This is a genomic window from Streptomyces davaonensis JCM 4913, from assembly GCF_000349325.1.
Lineage (GTDB): Bacteria > Actinomycetota > Actinomycetes > Streptomycetales > Streptomycetaceae > Streptomyces > Streptomyces davaonensis.
On record NC_020504.1, the window covers coordinates 7,599,007 to 7,618,978 of the forward strand.

The following is a 19,972-nucleotide window of genomic DNA, read 5'->3' on the forward strand; positions in this document are numbered from 1 at the left end:
CCGGTGTGCCCGAGCATGCCTGGGTATGTCTTGTAATGCCCCACACCCTCTGAGCCAAGGACCGTGATCGACGTGAAGGTCGGCATCCCCCGCGAGGTCAAGAACAACGAGTTCCGGGTGGCCATCACCCCCGCCGGCGTGCACGAGCTGGTGCGCAACGGCCACCAGGTCGTCATCGAGCGCGGCGCCGGCCTCGGCTCCTCGATCCCGGACGAGGAGTACGTGGCGGCCGGTGGCCGGATCCTGGACACCGCCGACGAGGTGTGGGCCACCGCCGACCTGCTGCTGAAGGTCAAGGAGCCCATCGCCGAGGAGTACCACCGCCTCCGCAAGGACCAGACGCTCTTCACCTACCTGCACCTGGCCGCCTCCAAGGAGTGCACGGACGCCCTGATCGAGTCCGGCACCACCGCCATCGCCTACGAGACGGTCGAGCTGCCCTCCCGCGCGCTCCCGCTGCTCGCCCCGATGTCCGAGGTCGCGGGCCGGCTGGCCCCGCAGGTCGGCGCCTACCACCTGATGCGCTCGGCCGGCGGCCGCGGTGTGCTGCCCGGCGGTGTCCCCGGCACGCAGCCCGCGAAGGCCGTCGTCATCGGCGGCGGTGTCTCCGGCTGGAACGCCACCCAGATCGCCGTCGGCATGGGCTTCCACGTCACGCTGCTCGACCGCGACATCAACAAGCTGCGCGAGGCCGACAAGGTCTTCGGCACCAAGGTGCGGGCGATCATGTCCAACTCCTTCGAGCTGGAAAAGGCCGTCCTCGACGCCGACCTCGTCATCGGCGCGGTGCTCATCCCGGGCGCCAAGGCCCCGAAGCTGGTCACCAACGAGCTCGTCTCGCGCATGAAGCCGGGAAGTGTCCTTGTCGACATCGCGATCGACCAGGGCGGCTGCTTCGAGGACTCGCGTCCCACCACGCACGCCGAGCCGACCTTCCAGGTCCACAACTCGGTCTTCTACTGCGTCGCCAACATGCCGGGTGCGGTGCCCAACACCTCCACCTATGCGCTCACCAACGCCACGCTGCCGTACATCGTCTCGCTGGCCAACAACGGCTGGGTGGAGGCGCTGCGCCGCGACGCCGCGCTCGCCAAGGGTCTCAACACCCATGACGGCAAGGTCGTTTACCGCGAGGTCGCCGAGGCGCACGGCCTGGAGCACGTGGAGCTGGAGACGCTCCTCGGCTGACCGGCCGACCTCGGCGAACGGCTAAGTCACCTTTTCGTAAAGGCGATACGTCAACACGGATCGTCAACGTCGCCCACCCGGCCGGACCTTGCCCGACAAGGTCCGGCCGGATGTGTGTATGGTCACTTTGCGACGCTCGGTCAACTCGCCTCGAACGTAACGCTTCGACCGATTCGCACACCGGTGAAACCCACTGTGCGACGGCCGTACGCCCTTGACAGAGGGATGTTTCATTGCCGACACATCCTGCCGGGTCCGGCGGATTGTGTTGCTGCGGACGCCCGACACGCCATAGAGTCGCCGACTGTCGGCATGGTGCCACGCTGACCTTGTCTAGAAGTTTCCTGGTCACCAAGGAGGTAAGACGACTTGTGAATGAGTCGACATTTTCTCCCGGGGGTGGTCAACCAGGAAGCCCTGCGCGGGGCCAGGCTCCCGCGGGGTTCGAGGCTGTCGGCTCCGTCGCGGTGCGCACCTTCGCAGCCCACCAGAGTCACCAGCAGACCGGCGTGACTCTGTCAGCACACCAGAGCATGGATGGCCATCACGTGAACGCCATGGCCGGCGACGGAAGTGGCGCGCCCCACAACCACTTCGCCGACTACGACGAACTGCCCGACGGGCACTTCTACGATCCCGATGCGGAGTACGAGCCGGACCCCGAGTACGCGGCCACGCTCGCGCCCGACGCCGCACGCCAGCGTCGCGAGCGCGTGGGCCCGACCGGACGCCCGCTGCCGTACTTCCCGATCCCGGGTCCGCTCACCGACCACGGACCGGCGAAGATCATCGCGATGTGCAACCAGAAGGGCGGCGTCGGCAAGACGACGTCGACCATCAACCTGGGTGCCGCGCTCGCGGAGTACGGACGCCGGGTCCTGCTCGTGGACTTCGACCCGCAGGGCGCGCTGTCGGTCGGACTCGGTGTCAACCCGATGGAGCTCGACCTCACGGTCTACAACCTGCTCATGGAGCGGGGCATGTCGGCCGACGAGGTCCTGCTGAAGACCGCGGTCCCGAACATGGACCTGCTGCCGAGCAATATCGACTTGTCGGCGGCGGAGGTCCAGCTGGTCTCCGAGGTCGCGCGCGAGTCGACGCTCCAGCGCGCCCTGAAGCCGCTGATGGCGGACTACGACTACATCGTGATCGACTGTCAGCCCTCGCTCGGCCTGCTCACGGTCAACGCCCTGACGGCCGCGCACAAGGTGATCGTGCCCCTGGAGTGCGAGTTCTTCGCTCTCCGTGGTGTCGCGCTGCTGACGGAGACCATCGAGAAGGTCCAGGAGCGGCTCAACCCGGAGCTGGAGCTCGACGGGATCCTCGCCACGATGTACGACTCGCGTACGGTGCACAGCCGTGAGGTGCTGGCCCGTGTCGTCGAGGCCTTCGACGATCACGTCTACCACACGGTCATCGGGCGCACGGTCCGCTTCCCGGAGACCACGGTCGCCGGTGAGCCGATCACCACGTACGCCTCCAACTCCGTCGGTGCCGCCGCCTATCGCCAGCTCGCCAGGGAGGTGCTCGCCCGGTGTCACGCCGAGTGAGTCTGCCGGGGGCCGACGAACTGTTCCGTACGACAGGGGGGATGGCGCTCCAGGCGTCCACCCCCCGGCGAGGGGCCAACGGCGAGGCCCGGGTACCGGCTCCCGCGGGAGAGAGCGACGGTGTCGCCGCGGAGGACGCGCCGCAGTCCGTGCCCGCCCAGGGCGGGGACGGCGAGGGCGCCGAGCATGTCGCGGCGGACGCGGAACCGGCGGAGTCCGGGGAGTCCCGGAGCCGGGCCGCCGCCGCGGAGCGGTCCGGGCGGCGGCAGGGAGCGCAGGAAGGTTCTGGCGACGCCTCGGGCTCGGCGGCCCAGCGCAAGCGCGGACGGGCCGCCAACCGGCGGCCCAGCGGGCGTGAGCGGCACGACGAGAAGATCACCGTGTATGTGTCCGCCGAGGAGCTGATGGACCTGGAGCACGCCCGTCTTGTGCTCCGCGGTGAGCACGGTCTCGCGGTCGACCGCGGGCGGATCGTCCGGGAGGCGGTGGCCGTGGTGCTCGCCGATCTGGAGAGCCGCGGGGACGCGAGCATCCTCGTACGACGGCTCCGCGGGCGGTAGCGGTAGCCTGCGGGGGCTATGACCTCGAACGATGCTCCCGTCCCCGGCGCCGGTACCTCCGGCGGTCGGCGGCGTGCCCTGGGGAAGGGGCCGGGGGCCGTCGCGTCGGCGGAACCGGTGCCGGAGGTTGTGCTTCCTGAACCGGAGCCCGAGCCCGAGGTTGTCGAGCCTGAGCCCGAAGAGCTCGAAGAGCCAGAGGAATCCGGTGACTCCGACGACTCCGACGACTCCGACGACGGAGTCTTCAAGGTCCGGCTCGCCAACTTCGAGGGCCCCTTCGACCTGCTGCTCCAGCTGATCTCCAAGCACAAGCTGGACGTCACCGAGGTCGCGCTGTCCAAGGTGACCGACGAGTTCATGGCGTACATCCGGGCCATGGGGCCGGACTGGGACCTGGACGAGACGACCGAGTTCCTGGTCGTCGCCGCGACTCTGCTGGATCTCAAGGCGGCCCGGCTGCTGCCCGCCGCCGAGGTCGAGGACGAGGGCGACCTCGCCCTCCTCGAAGCACGGGACCTGCTCTTCGCGCGGCTGCTCCAGTACCGCGCGTACAAACAGATCGCCGAGATCTTCAACCGGCGGCTGGAGGAGGAGGCCCGGCGCTACCCCCGTACCGTCGGCCTTGAACCGCACCACGCCGAGCTGCTGCCCGAGGTGGTCATCAGCATCGGGGCGGAAGGATTCGCCAGGCTCGCCGTCAAGGCGATGCAGCCCAAGCCCAAGCCGCAGGTCTACGTCGACCACATCCACGCCCCGCTGGTCAGCGTGCAGGAGCAGGCCGGGATCGTGGTGGCGCGGCTGAAGGAGCTGGGCGAGGCAAGCTTCCGCGCGCTCGTCGAGGACACCGACGACACGCTCACCGTCGTGGCCCGCTTCCTGGCCCTCCTGGAGCTGTACCGGGAGAAGGCCGTGGCCCTCGACCAGGAGACCGCCCTCGGCGACCTGATCGTGCGCTGGACCGGCGGGGAGGGGGACGCCGAGCCCGTGGTCACCGACGAGTTCGACCGGCCCCCCGAGCTGCCCAAGGACGAGGAGAAGAAGTCGTGAGCGAGGAGATCAGCGGTCTCAGCACTGTCGCCGACCTCGATCTCAAGCCCGCCCTGGAGGCCGTCCTCATGATCGTGGACGAGCCCGCGACCGAGGAACACCTGTCGAAGGTCCTGGAGCGGCCGAAGCGGCAGATCACGAAGGCGCTGCGGGAGCTGGCCGACGAGTACGCGATCCAGGGGCGCGGCTTCGAGCTGCGGCACGTCGCCGGCGGCTGGCGGTTCTACAGCCGTGCCGCGTACGCACCGGCCGTCGAACGGTTCGTCCTGGACGGCCAGCAGGCCCGGCTCACCCAGGCCGCGCTGGAGACCCTCGCGGTGGTGGCGTACCGGCAGCCGGTCAGCCGCAGCCGGGTCTCGGCGGTGCGCGGAGTCAACTGCGACGGTGTGATGCGCACCCTCCTCCAGCGCGGTCTGGTCGAGGAGGCGGGCACGGAACCCGAAACAGGTGCGATCCTGTACACGACGACGAACTACTTCCTGGAGCGGATGGGCCTGCGCGGCCTGGACGAGCTCCCGGAGCTCGCGCCCTTCCTCCCCGAGGCGGAGGCGATCGAGGCCGAGACCCAGGAGGCCGTACCGTCGTTCGATCCGGACGCTCCGGATTCCGAGGACGCAGACGACAAGACGACGGAACTTTGATGCGAAGCAGCGGCAGCGGCAAGAGTGGTGGCACCGGCGGACGCGGTAACTACCGCGGGGCCGGCAACAACCGGGACCAGAAGCAGGGCGGCCAGGGCGGCCGGCCCCGCAAGCCTCGCCCCGAGGAGCGCCGCTACGACGTCGGCCCCGGCGCCTCCCCGGACGGCCCGAAGTCCGGGCGCGGCGGCGCGGCGCGCGGTGGTGCGAAGGGCGGCCCGAAGAAGCCCCAGCCGCAGCGCGGGCGTACGGCTCCGGCGCAGTCCCGGGAGTACGAGACGCGCGCCGAGGAGCGCAACCGGGAGCGGTACGCCGGCAAGAAGGACATCAAGCTGCCCAAGACCTTCCCGGGCGCCGAGCAGGAGGGCGAGCGGCTCCAGAAGGTCCTCGCGCGCGCGGGCTACGGCTCCCGGCGGGCCTGCGAGGAGCTGATCGAGCAGGCGCGGGTCGAGGTCAACGGCGAGATCGTGCTGGAGCAGGGCAAGCGGGTCGACCCGGAGAAGGACGAGGTCAAGGTCGACGGCCTGACCGTGGCGACGCAGTCGTACCAGTTCTTCTCGCTGAACAAGCCCGCCGGTGTCGTCTCCACCATGGAGGACCCCGAGGGCCGTCAGTGCCTCGGTGACTACGTCACCAACCGGGAGACGCGGCTCTTCCACGTCGGGCGGCTCGACACCGAGACCGAGGGCGTCATCCTGCTCACCAACCACGGCGAGCTGGCCCATCGTCTGGCCCACCCCAAGTACGGCGTGAAGAAGACCTACCTCGCGGCCATCGTCGGCCCGATCCCGCGCGACCTGGGCAAGCAGCTCAAGGACGGCATCCAGCTGGAGGACGGCTACGCGCGCGCGGACCACTTCCGGGTGGTCGAGCAGATCGGCAAGAACTACCTCGTCGAGGTGACCCTGCACGAGGGCCGCAAGCACATCGTGCGCCGGATGCTGGCCGAGGCCGGCTTCCCGGTCGAGAAGCTGGTGCGCACCTCCTTCGGGCCGATCACCCTGGGCGACCAGAAGTCGGGCTGGCTGCGCCGCCTGTCGAACACCGAGGTCGGCATGCTGATGAAGGAAGTCGATCTGTAAGTCCTCAGCACCGATGCCTTTTCGCCCTCTCGCCGGTCTGTACTCATGACCGGCGAGAGGAAGGGCCATGGTGGCGACGACGGACCGCGACGAGTTCGTGCGGCTGACCGACCCGTACCGGCGCGAGCTGCTCGCGCACTGCTACCGCATGCTGGGCTCGGTCGACGAGGCCGAGGACCTGGTGCAGGAGACCTATCTGCGGGCCTGGCGGTCCTACGACGGCTACGAGGGCCGCGCGTCCCTGCGGACCTGGCTGCACAGGATCGCCACCAACACGTGTCTGACGGCGCTGGAGGGCCGTGCGCGCCGTCCGCTGCCCACGGGGCTCGGCGAGCCCTCCCAGGCGCCTGAGGAGCCGCTGAGGGCCCCCGCGACCGACGTTCCCTGGCTCCAGCCGCTGCCCGACGCGCTGCTCGACCCGGCGTGGGTCGTGGCCGCCCGGGGGAGTCTGCGGCTCGCGCTTGTCGCCGCGCTTCAGCATCTGCCCGCGCGGCAGCGGGCGGTGCTCATCCTGCGGGACGTGCTCGCCTGGCGGGCGTCCGAGGTCGCCGCCGTGCTCGGGACCTCCACGGCGGCCGTCAAGAGCAGCCTGCAACGCGCGCGTGCGCGGCTGGAGGAGGTGGCCCCCGAGGAGGACCTCGTGACCGAGCCCCCGGGCGCCGCCGACCGTGAGGTGCTCGACCGGTACGTGGCCGCCTTCGAGAACGCCGACATGGACGCCCTGCTCGCCCTCCTGCGGGACGGCGTCGAGCTGGAGATGCCGCCCCACCTGGACTGGTTCCGGGGAGCCAAGGAGGTGCACCGCTTCCTGGTGGCGCGCGTGCACGAGAAGGGCGCCCTGCGGATGCTGCCCACGCGCGCGAACGGGCAGCCCGCGGTCGCGATGTACGTCCGCGGGACAGACGGCGTGCTGCGCCCGCACTCCCTCCAGGTGCTCACCGTCGAGGAGGGCGCGGTCTCCCGCATCACCGCCTTCCTGGACGCCGGGGTGTTCGGCCGGTTCGGGCTGCCCGGGAGCCTCGTATGAACCCCGGGGAGTTGCTGGAGCGTTCGCTCGCCTACGCCCTGGGCAGCGTCGCCGACGTGCGGCCGGACGGCCTCACGCGGGGCACACCGTGCACCGAGTGGGACCTCGCCGAGCTGCTGGGGCATCTCGACGACTCCGTGGACGCGCTGTACGAGGGGCTGACCGGCGGGCGGATCGGCCTGGTGCCGCGGGACGACCGTGCCTGCCGCTTCCGTACGCGCGCGTGCGCGGTGCTGGGTGCGTGGGCCGCGGGGCCGCCGGACCGGGTGCTGGTGGGTGAACGGCCGTTGGAGGTCCGGGTGCTGGCGGCGGTGGGCGCCGTCGAGATCGCCGTGCACGGCTGGGACGTGGCCCAGGCCAGTGGGCGGCCCCGGCCGATCCCGGAGGCCCTCGCGGCCGAGTTGCTGCCGATCGTGCGGTGCGTGGTGGCCTGGGAGGACCGGGGGGTGCGGTTCGCGGCGCCGATCGCCGTGCCGGAGGGAGCGCGGCCGCAGGCCCGGCTGCTGGGCTTTCTGGGGCGGCGCGATTCCTTTCCGGGGTGAGCCCGGTCTGCCTTCCGTGAGTGACCTCGACACCTCACGGAAGGCACGGACATGACCGAGACCCTCAAGGCCCCCCTCAGCACCTCGCGCCCCGACCGGGCGTCACCACCGCGCGCGTGGACGGTGATTCTCGCCGGACTCGGCGCGCTGCTGTGCTCGCTGGACGTCGTGGTCGTCGCCACCGCGCTGCCCGCGCTGCGCGCCGACTTCGGGGCGAGCCTGTCCGAGCTGGAATGGACGATCAACGCCTACAACCTGGCCTTCGCCTGTCTCACCCTGACCGGCGCCGCGCTCGGCGACCGCTTCGGACGGCGGCGCATGTACGTCGTCGGGCTCGCCGTGTTCACCCTCGCCTCCGCCGCCGCGGCCCTCGCGGGCGACACCGGCCAGCTCATCGGGGCGCGTCTGGTGCAGGGCGCCGGGGCCGCCGTACTGCTGCCGCTCACCCTGACCCTCATCAGCGAGGCGTTCCCGGCCGAGAAGCGGGGCGTGGCGATCGGCGTGTGGGGCGGGGTGACCGGGCTCGGGGTGGCCGCCGGGCCGGTGCTGGGCGGGGCCGTGACCGAGGGCCTGTCCTGGCAGTGGATCTTCTGGCTGAACGTTCCGATCGGGCTGGTGATGATTCCCCTCGCGGCCAGGAAGCTGCACGAGAGCTACGGGACCCGGCCCCAGCTCGACATCGTCGGCCTGGTGCTGGCGGCCGTCGGACTGACCGGGCTGGCCTGGGCGCCGGTGCGGGCGCCGGAGGCGGGCTGGGGGAGCGCCGAGGTGCTGGGCGCGCTGGCGGTCGGGATCGTGTTCGTGGCCGCGTTCCTGGGGTGGGAGCGCCGGGGCGCCCGGTACCCGATGCTGCCGCTCGGTCACTTCCGCAACCGGGGCTTCTCCACCGCCAACGCGGCGGCCTTCCTGCTCTTCGCCTCGCTGCTGGGCGCGCTGTTCATGATGACGCAGCTGTTCCAGTTCGGGCTCGGCTACTCGCCCCTGGAGGCGGGCGTGCGGATTCTCGTCTGGAACGCCACGCCCCTGCTGGTCGCGCCCATCGCGGGCGCGCTCGCGGACCGGTACGGCACCCGGCCCTTCATGCTGGGCGGCCTGGCCCTCATGGGCCTCGGGCTCGGCCTGCTGGCCTGGCAGGTCGAACCCGGCGTCGGCTACGGCAGCCTCGTCGCGCCGCTGATCATCGCGGGCGTCGGCATCTCGTTCACGTTCCCTAGCGTCGCCAACGCCGTCACCTCCTCGGTGCCGCTGACCGAGGCGGGCGTCGCGGCCGGCGTCAACAACGCCCTGCGGGAACTCGGCGGGGTCTTCGGCGTCGCCGCCGTCGCCGCGGTCTTCACGACGTACGGCGGCTACGGCTCACCGGCCGCCTTCCTGGACGGGGCGGCGCCCGCGCTGTGGGTGTCGGCGGGGATCGCGGCGGCCGGGGCCGCGGTGTCGGTGTTCGCGCCCTCGCGGCACCGGACGGAGCTTGATTCCTAGCCGGGGGTTGCCACTTCACATCCACCTTCTTTATAGTCGTAATGACTATTAAAGGAGGCGGATGTGGAGTACGACAAGCACGCCTACGAGCCCTTCGCCGTCACCGTCGACCTCGCCGTCCTCACGCTCCGCTCCGGCGCCCTGCATGTGCTGCTCGTCGAGCGCGGACAGGAGCCCTACACCGGGCACTGGGCGCTGCCCGGTGGCTTCGTGCAGCCGGACGAGTCCGCGGAGACCGCGGCCCGGCGTGAACTCGCCGAGGAGACCGGCCTGTCGGATGTCTCCGGGCTCCATCTGGAGCAGCTGCGGACCTACAGCGAGCCAGGCCGCGACCCCAGGATGCGGGTCGTCTCGGTCGCCTTCGCCGCCCTGCTGCCCGACGCGCCCGACGTGCACGGCGGCAGCGACGCGGCGGACGCCCGCTGGGTGCCGTACGACAAGGTCGGGCCCCTCGCCTTCGACCACGACCGGATCCTGGCCGATGCCCATGAACGCGTCGGCGCCAAGCTGGAGTACACCTGCCTCGCCACCGCGTTCTGCCCGCCCGAGTTCACCCTGGGCGAGCTTCAGCAGGTCTACGAGGCGGTATGGGGCACCGCCCTGGACCGGCCCAACTTCCGCCGCAAGGTGCTCGCCACGGAGGGGTTCGTCGAACCGGTCTCCGGCGCGTCCCGGCTCACCGGCGGCCGCGGCAAGCCCGCCGCGCTGTACCGCGCGGGCAACGTCACCACCCTCCATCCGCCGCTGCTCCGGCCGACTCCCGAAGGACACTCCGCATGACCGCCCTCACGAACAAGCGCGCCGCCACCGGGTCCCTGATCGGCCTCGCCCTCGGGGACGCGATGGGGTTCCCCACCGAGTTCAACGACGTGCCGTCGATCCTCGCCAAATTCGGGCCGTGGCGGGAGATGGACCTGCCCAAGAAGGCGATCGTCAGCGATGACACCCAGATGACGCTGGCCTTCGGCAAGGGGCTGCGGACGGCCATGGACCGGGGCGTGCTCGCGCCCAAGCGGCTGGAGCGGCCGGTCCGGGAGGAGTTCGTGAACTGGTACCAGTCGCCCGAGAACAACCGCGCGCCGGGCCGGACCTGCCTCGTCGCGTGCAACCTCCTCAAGACCGAGGGCCGCCTCTGGCAGGACGCCAGCCAGATCGACTCCAAGGGATGCGGCGCCAACATGCGAGTCGCGCCCATCGGCCTCGCCCCCGGACTCAGCGACGAACAACGCGCGGGCGCCGCCCAGTTGCAGTCCGCGCTCACCCACGGCCACCCCACCGCGCTCGCCGCCTCCGACCTCACCGCGCACGCCATACGCCTGCTCGCACAGGGCGCCGAGCCGACCGGCCTCGTCGGACTGCTGCGGTCGTACGCCTACGACAACCGCACCCGCTACCACCACACCTGGCTCGGCGACCTGTGGACCCGCAGCCACGACCCGAGCCCCGAGCACTTCATCGCGCGGGGCTGGGACGAGTGCCTGGGCGTCCTGGAGCGGCTACAGGAAGCCGTGCGGGAGGGGTCGGTCGAGACCGATCCGTGCCTGGCCACCGGGGAGGGCTGGATCGCCGAGGAGGCCATGGCCACCGGGCTGCTGTGCTTCCTGCTGTTCGTCGACGAACCGGTCACGGCGCTGCGCCGGGCCGCCTACTCCTCCGGCGACTCCGACTCCATCGCATGCCTCACGGGCGCCTTCGCGGGGGCATACCTCGGGACCGATGCATGGCCCCGGGAGTGGGCGGACCGGATCGAGTACCGGGGCGACCTGCTCACCCTCGGCGCGCTCTGGGACGCTTAGCGGATGATCGACGCCCTGGACATCGACCTCGCGCCCGTCGTCGCCGAACAGCCCGACCCGGTGCTCTTCGCGACCGTCTCCGGCGCCCATCTGTACGGCTTCCCGTCCCGGGACTCCGATGTGGACCTGCGGGGCGTGCACCTGCTGCCCACCGCCGACCTGCTCGGGCTGCGCGAGCCCGCCGAGACCCGGTCCCGGATGTGGGACCGGGACGGCGTGGAGATGGACCTGGTCACCCACGACCTGCGCAAGTTCGTCCGGCTGATGCTCCGCCGCAACGGCTACGTCCTGGAGCAGCTGCTCTCCCCGCTCGTCGTGCACACCACCGACGCGCACCGCGAGCTGGCCGCGCTCGCCCCCGGCGTCCTCACCGGCCACCACGCGCATCACTACCGGGGCTTCGCGAACACCCAGTGGCGACTGTTCGCGAAGACCGGGGAACTCAAGCCGCTGCTCTACACCTTCAGGGTCCTGCTCACCGGCATCCATCTGATGCGCAGCGGCGAGGTGCAGGCGCATCTGCCGACGCTCCTCGGCGAGGTGGCCGAGGCGCCCGGCTGTCTGCCGGAGCTGATCGCGGCCAAGACGGAAGCCGAGCACGGGGCGGCCGAGGTCGAGCACGCGCGCGTAGAGGCCGACGCAGAGCGGCTGCACGGGCTGCTGGACGAGGCCCAGGCGGCGTCAGCCCTGCCCGACATGGCCAGTGCCCACGACGCCCTGCACGACCTCGTCGTACGCGTACGGCTTGACGGCTGAGGCACGGCGGACGCGCACGAGGAAGTCCTCCACGCGCCGCCGGTCCGGCTCGGCGGGCAGCGGGCTGCGCTCGGCGGCCCGCTCGGACTCCTCCGCCAGCCGGGTCATCCACGCCTCGACTTGCGGCCACGGGACCTCGCCGCGCTTCACGCTCAGCAGGGGCTCGCGCTGATCACCGACGTCGATGGTCAGCTTGCCGGTGCGCAGCAGATCGCGGACGCTCATCAGCAGGCGCAGCAGATGCATGGCGTGCTTCCAGCGCGGGGCGCCGTGGTTGCGGACGTCCGCCTCGAGCTTCTTGCGCTGGCCCACGGCATAGCGCGCGAACGTGTCGTGGGTCTGCCGGGACAGGAACGCGCCGCGCAGCTCGATCAGCTCGCGGCCGGTGTCGTCGATGTGCTCCACCAGCGGGGAGTGCAGACACTCCAGGATGTTGGGGTTCGCGCGCAGCGCCAGCTCGCAGAAGCGCTCCAGCTCCCAGCTGAACTGCTCCTCGGCCGGGCCCTCGATGTGCGTGGGCGGCTTGTCGAAGCGCCAGAACAGGGGAGTGGGGGCGAGGAAGACGCCCCGGCGGTCGGTGTCGCTGCCGTCCGTGGCCAGACCGAAGGCACGCGAACCCATGATACAGGCGTAGACGGTGTGGTCGTGGACCAGGGTCTCGGGATGCATGACCCGGAGCGTACGGGGCTCCTCACACCAGGCGGATCGAATTTCCGTCCACGGTGATCTTCTTCTCGGGCAGCGGTCGGGGCGCCGGCGGACTGACCACCGCACCGTCCGTGATGCTGTACTTGCTGCCGTGGCACGGACAGTTGATCGTGCCGTCCGAGACGGTCGAGACCGTGCACTGCTGATGCGTGCAGATGGCGGAGAAGGCCTTGAACTCGCCGTCCTCCGGCTGGGTCACCACGACCTCCTCGCCCTTGAAGATCTTGCCGCCGCCGACCGGGATCTCATCGGTCGTGGTCAGCTCCTGGCCGCCCGCCTCGGGGCTCTCAGGGCTCTCCGTGGTCTCGGCGGTCTGTTCAGTGGAGTCGGAGCCGCTGTCATCGCCTGAGTCGCCACAGCCCGCGACGAGTGCCGCTGCGCCCGTGGCGAGAAGGATGGTGCGCCGCTTCGGACTGATGGTCATGGCGTCACTCCGAAATGGGTCGGAAACGGTGAGGACCAGGAACAACAGCATCTTGGCACCGAAAGCACCGAGGAAGAAGGAACCCGGGAGGGAACTAGGCTGGATGCGCACAGAGTCGATCTGTGCAACCGATCCGTGCAGTCGATCCGTACAGAGCAAGGGAGCCAAGCCGTGGCGGTACGAGCGGTCCGGGGCGCCGTCCAACTCGACGTGGACGAGGCCGGCCACATGGACGAGCGGGTCGGGGCCCTGCTCACCGCCGTCCTCGACCGCAACGGCCTGACCACGGACGACCTGATCAGCATCTGGTTCACGGCCACGCCCGATCTGCACAGCGACTTCCCGGCCGCCGCCGCCCGCAAGCTAGGCATCGTGGACGTGCCCCTGATCTGCGCGCAGGAACTGGACATCGAGGGCGCCATGCCCCGCGTGGTCCGGGTGCTCGCGCACATCGAGTCCGACCTCCCCCGGACCGAGGTCGCCCATGTCTACCTCGGTGCCGCGGCCGCCCTGCGCAAGGACATCGCCCAGTGAGAACCGCACTCGTCATCGGCACCGGCCTGATCGGTACCTCCGCCGCCCTCGCCCTGATGAGCCGGGGCGTCATCGTCCACCTCGCCGACCACGACCCGGAGCAGGCCCGCACCGCGACCGCCCTCGGGGCGGGCACGGACGAGGCGCCCGAGGGCCCGGTGGACCTCGCGATCGTCGCCGCGCCGCCCGCCCATGTGGCCGGGGTGCTCGCCGACGCCATGCGAAGCGGTGTGGCGCGCGGCTACCTTGACGTGGCCAGCGTCAAGGGCGGGCCGCGGCGGGAGCTCCAGGCGCTGGGCCTCGACCTGTCCGCGTACCTCGGCACCCACCCGATGTCGGGCCGGGAGAAGTCCGGGCCGCTGGCCGCGAGCGCCGACCTCTTCGAGGGCCGACCCTGGGTGCTGACGCCCACCCGGGACACCGACACCGAGGTCCTCAACCTCGCCCTTGAACTGGTCTCGCACTGCCGGGCCGTCCCGGTCGTCATGGACGCGGACGCCCACGACCGGGCGGTGGCGCTCGTCTCCCACATGCCGCATCTGGTGTCCAGCATGGTCGCCGCGCGCCTGGAGCACGCGGAGGAGGCGGCCGTACGGCTGTGCGGGCAGGGCATCCGGGATGTGACGCGGATCGCCGCGTCCGATCCCCGGATGTGGATCGACATCCTCTCCGCCAACCCGGGGCCGGTCGCCGACCTCCTCGCCGATGTCTCGGCAGACCTCGACGAGACGGTGCAGGCGCTGCGGGCGCTTCAGTCCTCGGACGAGGCGAAGCGGCGGGAGGGCAGCGCGGGGATCGAGGACGTACTGCGCCGGGGCAACGCCGGGCAGGTCCGGGTGCCGGGCAAGCACGGCTCCGCGCCCCGGGCGTACGAGGTGGTGGCGGTGCTCATCGACGACCAGCCCGGACAGCTGGCCCGCATCTTCGCCGACGCCGGCCGGGCCGGGGTCAACATCGAGGACGTCCGCATCGAGCACGCGACCGGGCAGCAGGCCGGTCTGGTGCAGCTGATGGTCGAGCCGAACGCGGTGCCGATACTGACGGCGGCTCTCCGGGAGCGGGGCTGGGCGATCCGCCAGTGACGCGCGCGTCCGGACGAGTGATGCGCACCCAGTAACCTTGTGCGGGGCGCGATCGCGTCCCGCCCACCCCTCCGAAGCGCACCAGGAAGGTGTCCCCCCGTGGAAAACGGCGCCGCCCAGCCCGTGATTGTCGCCATCGACGGCCCCTCCGGCACGGGCAAGTCGAGCACGTCGAAGGCCGTCGCGGCGCAGCTCGGCCTGAGCTACCTCGACACCGGCGCCCAGTACCGGGCGATCACCTGGTGGATGGTGACCAACGGCATCGACATCGATGACCCGCACGCCATCGCCGCCGCGGCCGGAAAGCCGGACATCGTCTCCGGCACCGACCCGGCGCACCCCACCATCGCCGTCGACGGCACCGACGTCGCCGCCCCGATCCGCACCCAGGAGGTCACCTCCCAGGTCAGCGCGGTCAGTGCGGTGCCCGAGGTGCGGGCCCGGATCACCGAGCTCCAGCGCTCCATCGCCTCCGGCGCCGAGGGCGGCATCGTCGTCGAGGGCCGGGACATCGGCACGACCGTGCTGCCCGACGCCGATCTGAAGATCTTCCTCACCGCCTCCCCGGAGGCCCGCGCCGCCCGTCGCAGCGGTGAGCTGAAGGGCGCCGACGTCCACGCCACCCGCGAGGCCCTGATCAAGCGGGACGCCGCCGACTCCTCCCGGAAGACCTCGCCGCTGGCCAAGGCCGGGGACGCGGTCGAGGTGGACACCACCGAGCTCTCCCTCGCGCAGGTCATCGAGTGCGTCGTGACGCTCGTCGAGGAGAAGCGGGCCGGAAAGTGACCGAGCTGCCTTCGGTGCGGGGTGCCGAGGTCGGGCGGCGCATCGGCGTCGGCCTGATGTACGGGCTGTGGAAGCCGCGCGTACTGGGCGCCTGGAAGGTGCCCGCGAGCGGCCCGGCGATCCTCGCCGTCAACCACTCCCACAACATCGACGGCCCCATGGTCATGGGCGTGGCGCCGCGGCCCACGCACTTCCTGATCAAGAAGGAAGCGTTCGTCGGGCCGCTCGACCCCTTCCTGACCCGTATCGGCCAGCTGAAGGTGGACCGCACGACCACCGACCGCACCGCGATCACCCGGGCGCTCGGCGTCCTGGAGAGCGGTGGCGTCCTCGGGATATTTCCCGAGGGCACCCGGGGCGAGGGCGACTTCGCCTCACTGCGCGCCGGGCTCGCCTACTTCGCGGTCCGCAGCGGCGCGCCGATCGTGCCGGTCGCCGTGCTGGGAAGCACCGAGCGGCCCGGCCGGTTGATGAAGGGGCTGCCCGCGCTGCGCTCCCGCGTCGACGTCGTCTTCGGCGACCCGTTCGACGCGGGCGACGGCAGCGGGCGGCGCACCCGCCGGGCGCTGGACGAGGCGACCGAGCGCATCCAGAAGCAGCTGACCGAGCACCTGGAAAACGCCAGGCGGCTCACCGGCCGCTAGGCGACACTTGAGTAGTGGATCACCCGAAATCCGGGAGTTCCACCGATCACCACACTGAACGAGGTACGGACTTCATGAACGAGCAGATCCACTCCGAGGGCTCGGGCGAGGCGCACGACCACGGAGCACTTGGCGATGCCGAGTACGCGGAGTTCATGGAGCTCGCCGCGGAAGAGGGCTTCGACCTCGAGGACGTCGAGGGCGCCATCGAGGCGGCGGGCCACGGTCCGCTGCCCGTCCTCGCCGTCGTCGGCCGCCCCAATGTCGGCAAGTCGACCCTCGTCAACCGCATCATCGGGCGCCGCGAGGCCGTCGTCGAGGACAAGCCCGGCGTCACCCGTGACCGCGTGACCTACGAGGCCGAGTGGGCCGGACGCCGCTTCAAGGTCGTCGACACCGGCGGCTGGGAGCAGGACGTCCTCGGCATCGACGCCTCCGTGGCCGCGCAGGCCGAGTACGCCATCGAGGCCGCCGACGCCGTCGTCTTCGTCGTCGACGCCAAGGTCGGCGCGACCGACACCGACGAGGCGGTCGTACGACTGCTGCGCAAGGCCGGCAAGCCGGTCGTGCTGTGCGCCAACAAGGTGGACGGCCCGAGCGGCGAGGCGGACGCCGCGTATCTGTGGTCCCTCGGCCTCGGCGAGCCGCACCCCGTCTCCGCGCTGCACGGCCGTGGCACCGGCGACATGCTGGACGCCGTCCTGGAGGTGCTGCCGGACGCGCCCGAGCAGACCTTCGGCACCGCGATCGGCGGCCCGCGCCGGATCGCCCTGATCGGCCGCCCGAACGTCGGCAAGTCCTCGCTGCTGAACAAGGTGGCGGGCGAGGAGCGCGTCGTCGTCAACGAACTCGCGGGCACCACCCGGGACCCGGTCGACGAGCTGATCGAACTCGGCGGTGTCACCTGGAAGTTCGTCGACACGGCCGGTATCCGCAAGCGCGTCCACCTCCAGCAGGGCGCCGACTACTACGCCTCGCTGCGCACCGCCGCCGCCGTGGAGAAGGCCGAGGTGGCGGTCGTCCTGATCGACGCCTCGGAGAACATCTCCGTCCAGGACCAGCGCATCGTGACGATGGCCGTCGAGGCGGGCCGCGCCATTGTCGTCGCCTACAACAAGTGGGACACCCTCGACGAGGAGCGCCGTTACTACCTGGAGCGGGAGATCGAGACCGAGCTCGGCCAGGTCGCCTGGGCGCCCCGGGTGAACGTCTCGGCGCAGACCGGCCGCCACATGGAGAAGCTGGTCCCGGCGATCGAGACGGCCCTCGCGGGCTGGGAGACCCGAGTTCCCACCGGACGGCTCAACGCCTTCCTCGGTGAACTGGTCGCCGCCCACCCGCACCCGATCCGGGGCGGCAAGCAGCCCCGCATCCTCTTCGGCACCCAGGCCGGCACCAAGCCCCCGCGGTTCGTGCTTTTCGCCTCCGGCTTCATCGAGGCGGGCTACCGGCGCTTCGTCGAGCGCCGCCTGCGCGAGGAGTTCGGCTTCGAGGGAACCCCGATCCATATCTCGGTGCGGGTCCGCGAGAAGCGCGGCCGGAAGAAGTAGTCCTGAGCAGCAGTACAACGACGAAGAGGGCGGCCCCGACCGGGACCGCCCTCTTCGTCGTTCAGATGTTTCTGCGGGGGACGGGCTGCAAGGCCGGATGGCTGCCGGTCGCCTGTGGCCCGATGTGTCCGACGCGCTGCCACTGCGACTGCCGGGCACTGTGCGCGCCCGCGCTGTAGGCGCTGTACGAGCTGCTGAAGGACCCCGGCCGGTGCCCGCCGTAGGAGCCCGTACTGTGCGGGATGTTCCCGAAGGCGGTGAACCCCAGCTCCTCCTCGCCACTGCGGTCACCCGGCAGCGTACGGAAGGACTTGACGTACTCGGCATAGAGCGCGTCGTAGATCGGCGTGGCCGATGGAGAAACATCGTATGCGTGCACGTATGTCCAAACGACGGTCCCGTGCAAGGGATGCGGTCGTGAAACGTGCTTTGGGGGCGCGGGGAACTGCGCGACCAGCCACCAACAACCCGCAGCCGCCGCGGAACACGCACCCCCCGCCCCTCAGGCGATTTCAGGTGCCGGCAAGAGGCAGAGCAGACGCGACCAACTTCCCATTGGCCGCGGCCTTGTCGAGAGCGTCCCGTAGCAGATCCTCACGCGGCTGCCGCCCGATGGACCCCACCGGCGCCGCGAACATCAGCACCTGCTGGTGCTTGTTGGCCGCCGCCCGCCACCCCTCGGTCACCTGAAGCGGCTGGTGCGCCTGCCACCAGGCCACCGGCTGCCCCCCGTTGGTGCCCGGCTGGAGCACCGCGTGCAGCTGGCCCATGGCGAGCAGCACCGACCAGCCGTGCAGCACGGGCGGCACCGCATCGATCGCCGTGACCGGCATGAAGCCCTGCTCGATCAGCAGCGGCAGGAAGTCGTCGCCGATGGCGGTGGAGCCGGGCCGGACGATGGGCCCGGTCGGCTCCACGACCAGCGCCGGGTGCAACTCCCCGGCGATCAGCACCAGTCCGCTGGTCACGCCGAGCACGGCCTGCTCGGGGACGACCTTGTCCGGCTCCAGGTCGACGGTGTCGCCGGTGATGGACCGCACCGCCCCCTGGAGCTGCTCCTCGGTGACCTGGACGACCTGCGAGGGCAGGCAGGTGGCGTGGGCGAAGGCGAGGACGGCGGTCTCGTCGCCGATGAACAGCACGGTGCTGGTGCGCTCCTGGCCGGAGTCGCCCGGGGTGCGGCAGGAGGTGCAGTCGTAACTGCCGGGGGCGTTGTCTCCGGCGAGCAGCCGGTCGGCTTCTTCGTCGCCGATCTCGGCGCGTACCTCGTCGCTGACGTCGAGCATGCGCGGCACGGGTGGCTCCCTCGGGATGTGTACGTGGCGCGGCCGGGTGGCTCCCGGCCCGTGAACCGGGTGGGTCCCGGGCTCATGAAGATGACAACGGCTGATCTGTGGCGGGAGTCACGCATCAGGGCGAACGGAATCGAACCATCCGTAGCGGACGGTCACATTGAGTGCGGAATCCGGTACTCACGGTCAAGTCCTTGGTGGGTCAAGGTAGTTGGTTCGGTGAAGTGAGTCACAGATCGACGAGCTGACTGGTCGACAAATCAGGAAATCGGCGAATGAAGTGGGTGGCCGGAAATCGCCGATACTCGCGGTAACGTCGAACTGGCCAGGAATGACAAGGAGTTGGTTGATACCGGGCAGCCATCCTCCCTACATTCCTCGGCCGTGTGCACAGAGCACCGCTCGGGTACGTCCGCCGGCCGCACCACCGTCAGTTCAGTTCATGAGTTCGACCCCACCGGCGGACGGGGCGGAGCGCGCCGACCGCGACCCAGTGCGCGGAGCGCGTCCCGCCTTGGGGGAGCCCGGGTCAGTCGGGAGGGAACTCCATGTCCGAATGTGCCGATACCACTCGCGACAACGCCCGTAGGACACGTACGACGGCGGTCCTCGCCGGGGCAGCCTTGCTTGCCCCGCTCGGACTGCTGGCCGCGACCGGCAACGCCGCCGCGGCGGACGGCGGAGTGTGGGACCGCATCGCCCAGTGCGAGAGCGGCGGCAACTGGCACATCAACACCGGCAACGGCTACTACGGAGGACTCCAGTTCTCCGCGAGCACCTGGAGCGCGTACGGCGGCGGCGCGTACGCGGCCACCGCCGACCGGGCGAGCAAGGACCAGCAGATCGCCGTCGCCACCAAGGTCCAGCGCGCCCAGGGATGGGGCGCCTGGCCCACCTGTTCGGCGCGCGCCGGGGCGTACGGCAGCGCACCCGCGGCCGGAACGGCGACGACCAAGGCGACTCCGCCGAAGGCACCGCAGGCGCCGGAGCGCTCTTCAGGGCACACCGACCGCGGCTCGTCCCGCGGTGACTACGTCGTACGGCAGGGCGACACCCTGAGCGGCATCGCCGCCCGGTACGGCACCACCTGGCAGCGGCTCCACGCCGCCAACAAGGCCGTCATCGGCGCCGATCCCGATGTGATCGTGCCCGGCCAGCGCCTCGACATCTAGGCGCGGCTCCCCCTCGGCCGGGCGCAGGGCCCCGCCCGTCGGTCCGCCGACCGGGTGGGGCCCCTCGGCGCACCGCCGCGCCGGGACGGGCACGCGCGCGTCGCTGCTTAGCGTG

At 71.0% G+C, this 19,972-nt stretch carries 22 protein-coding genes; 18 read left to right on the forward strand and 4 right to left on the reverse strand.

The genetic code is table 11. The features are described from left to right. The first annotated feature begins 63 nt into the window (after positions 1–63). From ald to BN159_RS33615, 12 genes are all read left to right on the forward strand, one after another. Complete coding sequence (ald, locus tag BN159_RS33560) at positions 64–1,188, forward strand: alanine dehydrogenase (protein ID WP_015661485.1); 1,125 nt, start codon at positions 64–66, stop codon at positions 1,186–1,188. A gap of 371 nt (positions 1,189–1,559) precedes the next feature. After that, on the forward strand, positions 1,560–2,738 hold the full coding sequence (locus tag BN159_RS33565) for a ParA family protein (RefSeq protein ID WP_078598917.1): 1,179 nt from the start codon (positions 1,560–1,562) through the stop codon (positions 2,736–2,738). Continuing rightward, positions 2,723–3,298, forward strand: coding sequence for a hypothetical protein (locus tag BN159_RS33570; RefSeq protein WP_015661487.1), 576 nt, complete (start codon positions 2,723–2,725; stop codon positions 3,296–3,298). Before BN159_RS33565 ends, BN159_RS33570 begins: the two co-directional genes overlap by 16 nt. 18 nt (positions 3,299–3,316) lie before the next feature. Further along, complete coding sequence (locus BN159_RS33575; protein WP_015661488.1) at positions 3,317–4,345, forward strand: segregation and condensation protein A; 1,029 nt, start codon at positions 3,317–3,319, stop codon at positions 4,343–4,345. 68 nt (positions 4,346–4,413) lie between these two features. After that, positions 4,414–4,986, forward strand: coding sequence for an SMC-Scp complex subunit ScpB (scpB, locus tag BN159_RS33580; RefSeq protein WP_231905773.1), 573 nt, complete (start codon positions 4,414–4,416; stop codon positions 4,984–4,986). Continuing rightward, positions 4,986–6,065 carry a pseudouridine synthase gene (locus BN159_RS33585; protein WP_015661490.1) on the forward strand — a complete coding sequence of 360 codons (1,080 nt, stop codon included), beginning with the start codon at positions 4,986–4,988 and terminating at the stop codon, positions 6,063–6,065. The genes scpB and BN159_RS33585 overlap by 1 nt, the downstream gene beginning before the upstream one ends. A gap of 67 nt (positions 6,066–6,132) precedes the next feature. Continuing rightward, complete coding sequence (locus BN159_RS33590) at positions 6,133–7,092, forward strand: sigma-70 family RNA polymerase sigma factor (protein WP_015661491.1); 960 nt, start codon at positions 6,133–6,135, stop codon at positions 7,090–7,092. After that, positions 7,089–7,634 carry a TIGR03086 family metal-binding protein gene (locus tag BN159_RS33595; RefSeq protein ID WP_015661492.1) on the forward strand — a complete coding sequence of 182 codons (546 nt, stop codon included), beginning with the start codon at positions 7,089–7,091 and terminating at the stop codon, positions 7,632–7,634. Before BN159_RS33590 ends, BN159_RS33595 begins: the two co-directional genes overlap by 4 nt. A 51-nt stretch (positions 7,635–7,685) precedes the next feature. Continuing rightward, positions 7,686–9,113: an MFS transporter gene (locus tag BN159_RS33600; protein WP_015661493.1), complete on the forward strand. Its 1,428-nt coding sequence runs from the start codon at positions 7,686–7,688 to the stop codon at positions 9,111–9,113. Positions 9,114–9,176: 63 nt separating this feature from the next. Further along, on the forward strand, positions 9,177–9,893 hold the full coding sequence (locus BN159_RS33605; protein ID WP_015661494.1) for an NUDIX hydrolase: 717 nt from the start codon (positions 9,177–9,179) through the stop codon (positions 9,891–9,893). Beyond that, entirely contained in the window at positions 9,890–10,909 is a 1,020-nt protein-coding gene (locus tag BN159_RS33610; RefSeq protein WP_015661495.1) for an ADP-ribosylglycohydrolase family protein, read from the forward strand. The genes BN159_RS33605 and BN159_RS33610 overlap by 4 nt, the downstream gene beginning before the upstream one ends. 3 nt (positions 10,910–10,912) lie before the next feature. Continuing rightward, positions 10,913–11,665: a nucleotidyltransferase domain-containing protein gene (locus BN159_RS33615; protein WP_015661496.1), complete on the forward strand. Its 753-nt coding sequence runs from the start codon at positions 10,913–10,915 to the stop codon at positions 11,663–11,665. Here the strand turns inward: BN159_RS33615 and BN159_RS33620 are convergent. Continuing rightward, positions 11,591–12,334: a nucleotidyltransferase domain-containing protein gene (locus BN159_RS33620; protein ID WP_015661497.1), complete on the reverse strand. Its 744-nt coding sequence runs from the start codon at positions 12,332–12,334 to the stop codon at positions 11,591–11,593. The two genes, BN159_RS33615 and BN159_RS33620, sit on opposite strands and share 75 nt — an antisense overlap. Positions 12,335–12,356: 22 nt before the next feature. Beyond that, positions 12,357–12,797, reverse strand: a complete 441-nt coding sequence (locus BN159_RS33625; RefSeq protein ID WP_041820213.1) for a Rieske (2Fe-2S) protein — start codon at positions 12,795–12,797, stop codon at positions 12,357–12,359. 171 nt (positions 12,798–12,968) lie between these two features. Between BN159_RS33625 and aroH the strand changes: the two genes are divergently transcribed. From aroH to der, 5 genes are all read left to right on the forward strand, one after another. Then, positions 12,969–13,331: a chorismate mutase gene (aroH, locus tag BN159_RS33630; protein WP_015661499.1), complete on the forward strand. Its 363-nt coding sequence runs from the start codon at positions 12,969–12,971 to the stop codon at positions 13,329–13,331. Further along, complete coding sequence (locus BN159_RS33635; RefSeq protein ID WP_015661500.1) at positions 13,328–14,413, forward strand: prephenate dehydrogenase; 1,086 nt, start codon at positions 13,328–13,330, stop codon at positions 14,411–14,413. The genes aroH and BN159_RS33635 overlap by 4 nt, the downstream gene beginning before the upstream one ends. A gap of 99 nt (positions 14,414–14,512) precedes the next feature. Next, a complete protein-coding gene (gene cmk / locus BN159_RS33640; protein WP_015661501.1) occupies positions 14,513–15,199 on the forward strand; it encodes a (d)CMP kinase in 687 nt (228 codons plus the stop codon). Beyond that, positions 15,196–15,843 (forward strand): lysophospholipid acyltransferase family protein, encoded by a 648-nt coding sequence (locus BN159_RS33645; RefSeq protein ID WP_015661502.1) that lies wholly within the window; start codon positions 15,196–15,198, stop codon positions 15,841–15,843. Before cmk ends, BN159_RS33645 begins: the two co-directional genes overlap by 4 nt. Before the next feature lie 74 nt (positions 15,844–15,917). Further along, positions 15,918–17,393 carry a ribosome biogenesis GTPase Der gene (der, locus tag BN159_RS33650; protein ID WP_015661503.1) on the forward strand — a complete coding sequence of 492 codons (1,476 nt, stop codon included), beginning with the start codon at positions 15,918–15,920 and terminating at the stop codon, positions 17,391–17,393. Positions 17,394–17,454: 61 nt separating this feature from the next. Here der and BN159_RS33655 read toward each other — a convergent pair whose 3' ends face one another. Both BN159_RS33655 and BN159_RS33660 read right to left on the reverse strand, forming a co-directional pair. Further along, a complete protein-coding gene (locus tag BN159_RS33655; protein WP_015661504.1) occupies positions 17,455–17,772 on the reverse strand; it encodes a hypothetical protein in 318 nt (105 codons plus the stop codon). Positions 17,773–17,905: 133 nt separating this feature from the next. Continuing rightward, complete coding sequence (locus tag BN159_RS33660) at positions 17,906–18,688, reverse strand: hypothetical protein (RefSeq protein ID WP_015661505.1); 783 nt, start codon at positions 18,686–18,688, stop codon at positions 17,906–17,908. Between the two features lie 545 nt (positions 18,689–19,233). Between BN159_RS33660 and BN159_RS33665 the strand changes: the two genes are divergently transcribed. Beyond that, positions 19,234–19,857, forward strand: coding sequence for a LysM peptidoglycan-binding domain-containing protein (locus BN159_RS33665; RefSeq protein WP_015661506.1), 624 nt, complete (start codon positions 19,234–19,236; stop codon positions 19,855–19,857). The last annotated feature ends 115 nt before the right edge of the window (positions 19,858–19,972 follow it).

What these genes read in the sequence shown, in the direction of transcription:
- BN159_RS33575 (WP_015661488.1), top strand. Translation starts at nt 3,317, where the DNA reads ATGACCTCGAACGATGCTCCCGTCCCCGGCGCCGGTACCTCCGGCGGT.
- scpB (WP_231905773.1), top strand. Translation starts at nt 4,414, where the DNA reads ATGATCGTGGACGAGCCCGCGACCGAGGAACACCTGTCGAAGGTCCTG.
- BN159_RS33585 (WP_015661490.1), top strand. Translation starts at nt 4,986, where the DNA reads ATGCGAAGCAGCGGCAGCGGCAAGAGTGGTGGCACCGGCGGACGCGGT.
- BN159_RS33590 (WP_015661491.1), top strand. Translation starts at nt 6,133, where the DNA reads ATGGTGGCGACGACGGACCGCGACGAGTTCGTGCGGCTGACCGACCCG.
- BN159_RS33595 (WP_015661492.1), top strand. Translation starts at nt 7,089, where the DNA reads ATGAACCCCGGGGAGTTGCTGGAGCGTTCGCTCGCCTACGCCCTGGGC.
- BN159_RS33600 (WP_015661493.1), top strand. Translation starts at nt 7,686, where the DNA reads ATGACCGAGACCCTCAAGGCCCCCCTCAGCACCTCGCGCCCCGACCGG.
- BN159_RS33610 (WP_015661495.1), top strand. Translation starts at nt 9,890, where the DNA reads ATGACCGCCCTCACGAACAAGCGCGCCGCCACCGGGTCCCTGATCGGC.
- BN159_RS33615 (WP_015661496.1), top strand. Translation starts at nt 10,913, where the DNA reads ATGATCGACGCCCTGGACATCGACCTCGCGCCCGTCGTCGCCGAACAG.
- BN159_RS33620 (WP_015661497.1), bottom strand. Translation starts at nt 12,334, where the DNA reads ATGCATCCCGAGACCCTGGTCCACGACCACACCGTCTACGCCTGTATC.
- BN159_RS33625 (WP_041820213.1), bottom strand. Translation starts at nt 12,797, where the DNA reads ATGACCATCAGTCCGAAGCGGCGCACCATCCTTCTCGCCACGGGCGCA.
- der (WP_015661503.1), top strand. Translation starts at nt 15,918, where the DNA reads ATGAACGAGCAGATCCACTCCGAGGGCTCGGGCGAGGCGCACGACCAC.
- BN159_RS33665 (WP_015661506.1), top strand. Translation starts at nt 19,234, where the DNA reads ATGTCCGAATGTGCCGATACCACTCGCGACAACGCCCGTAGGACACGT.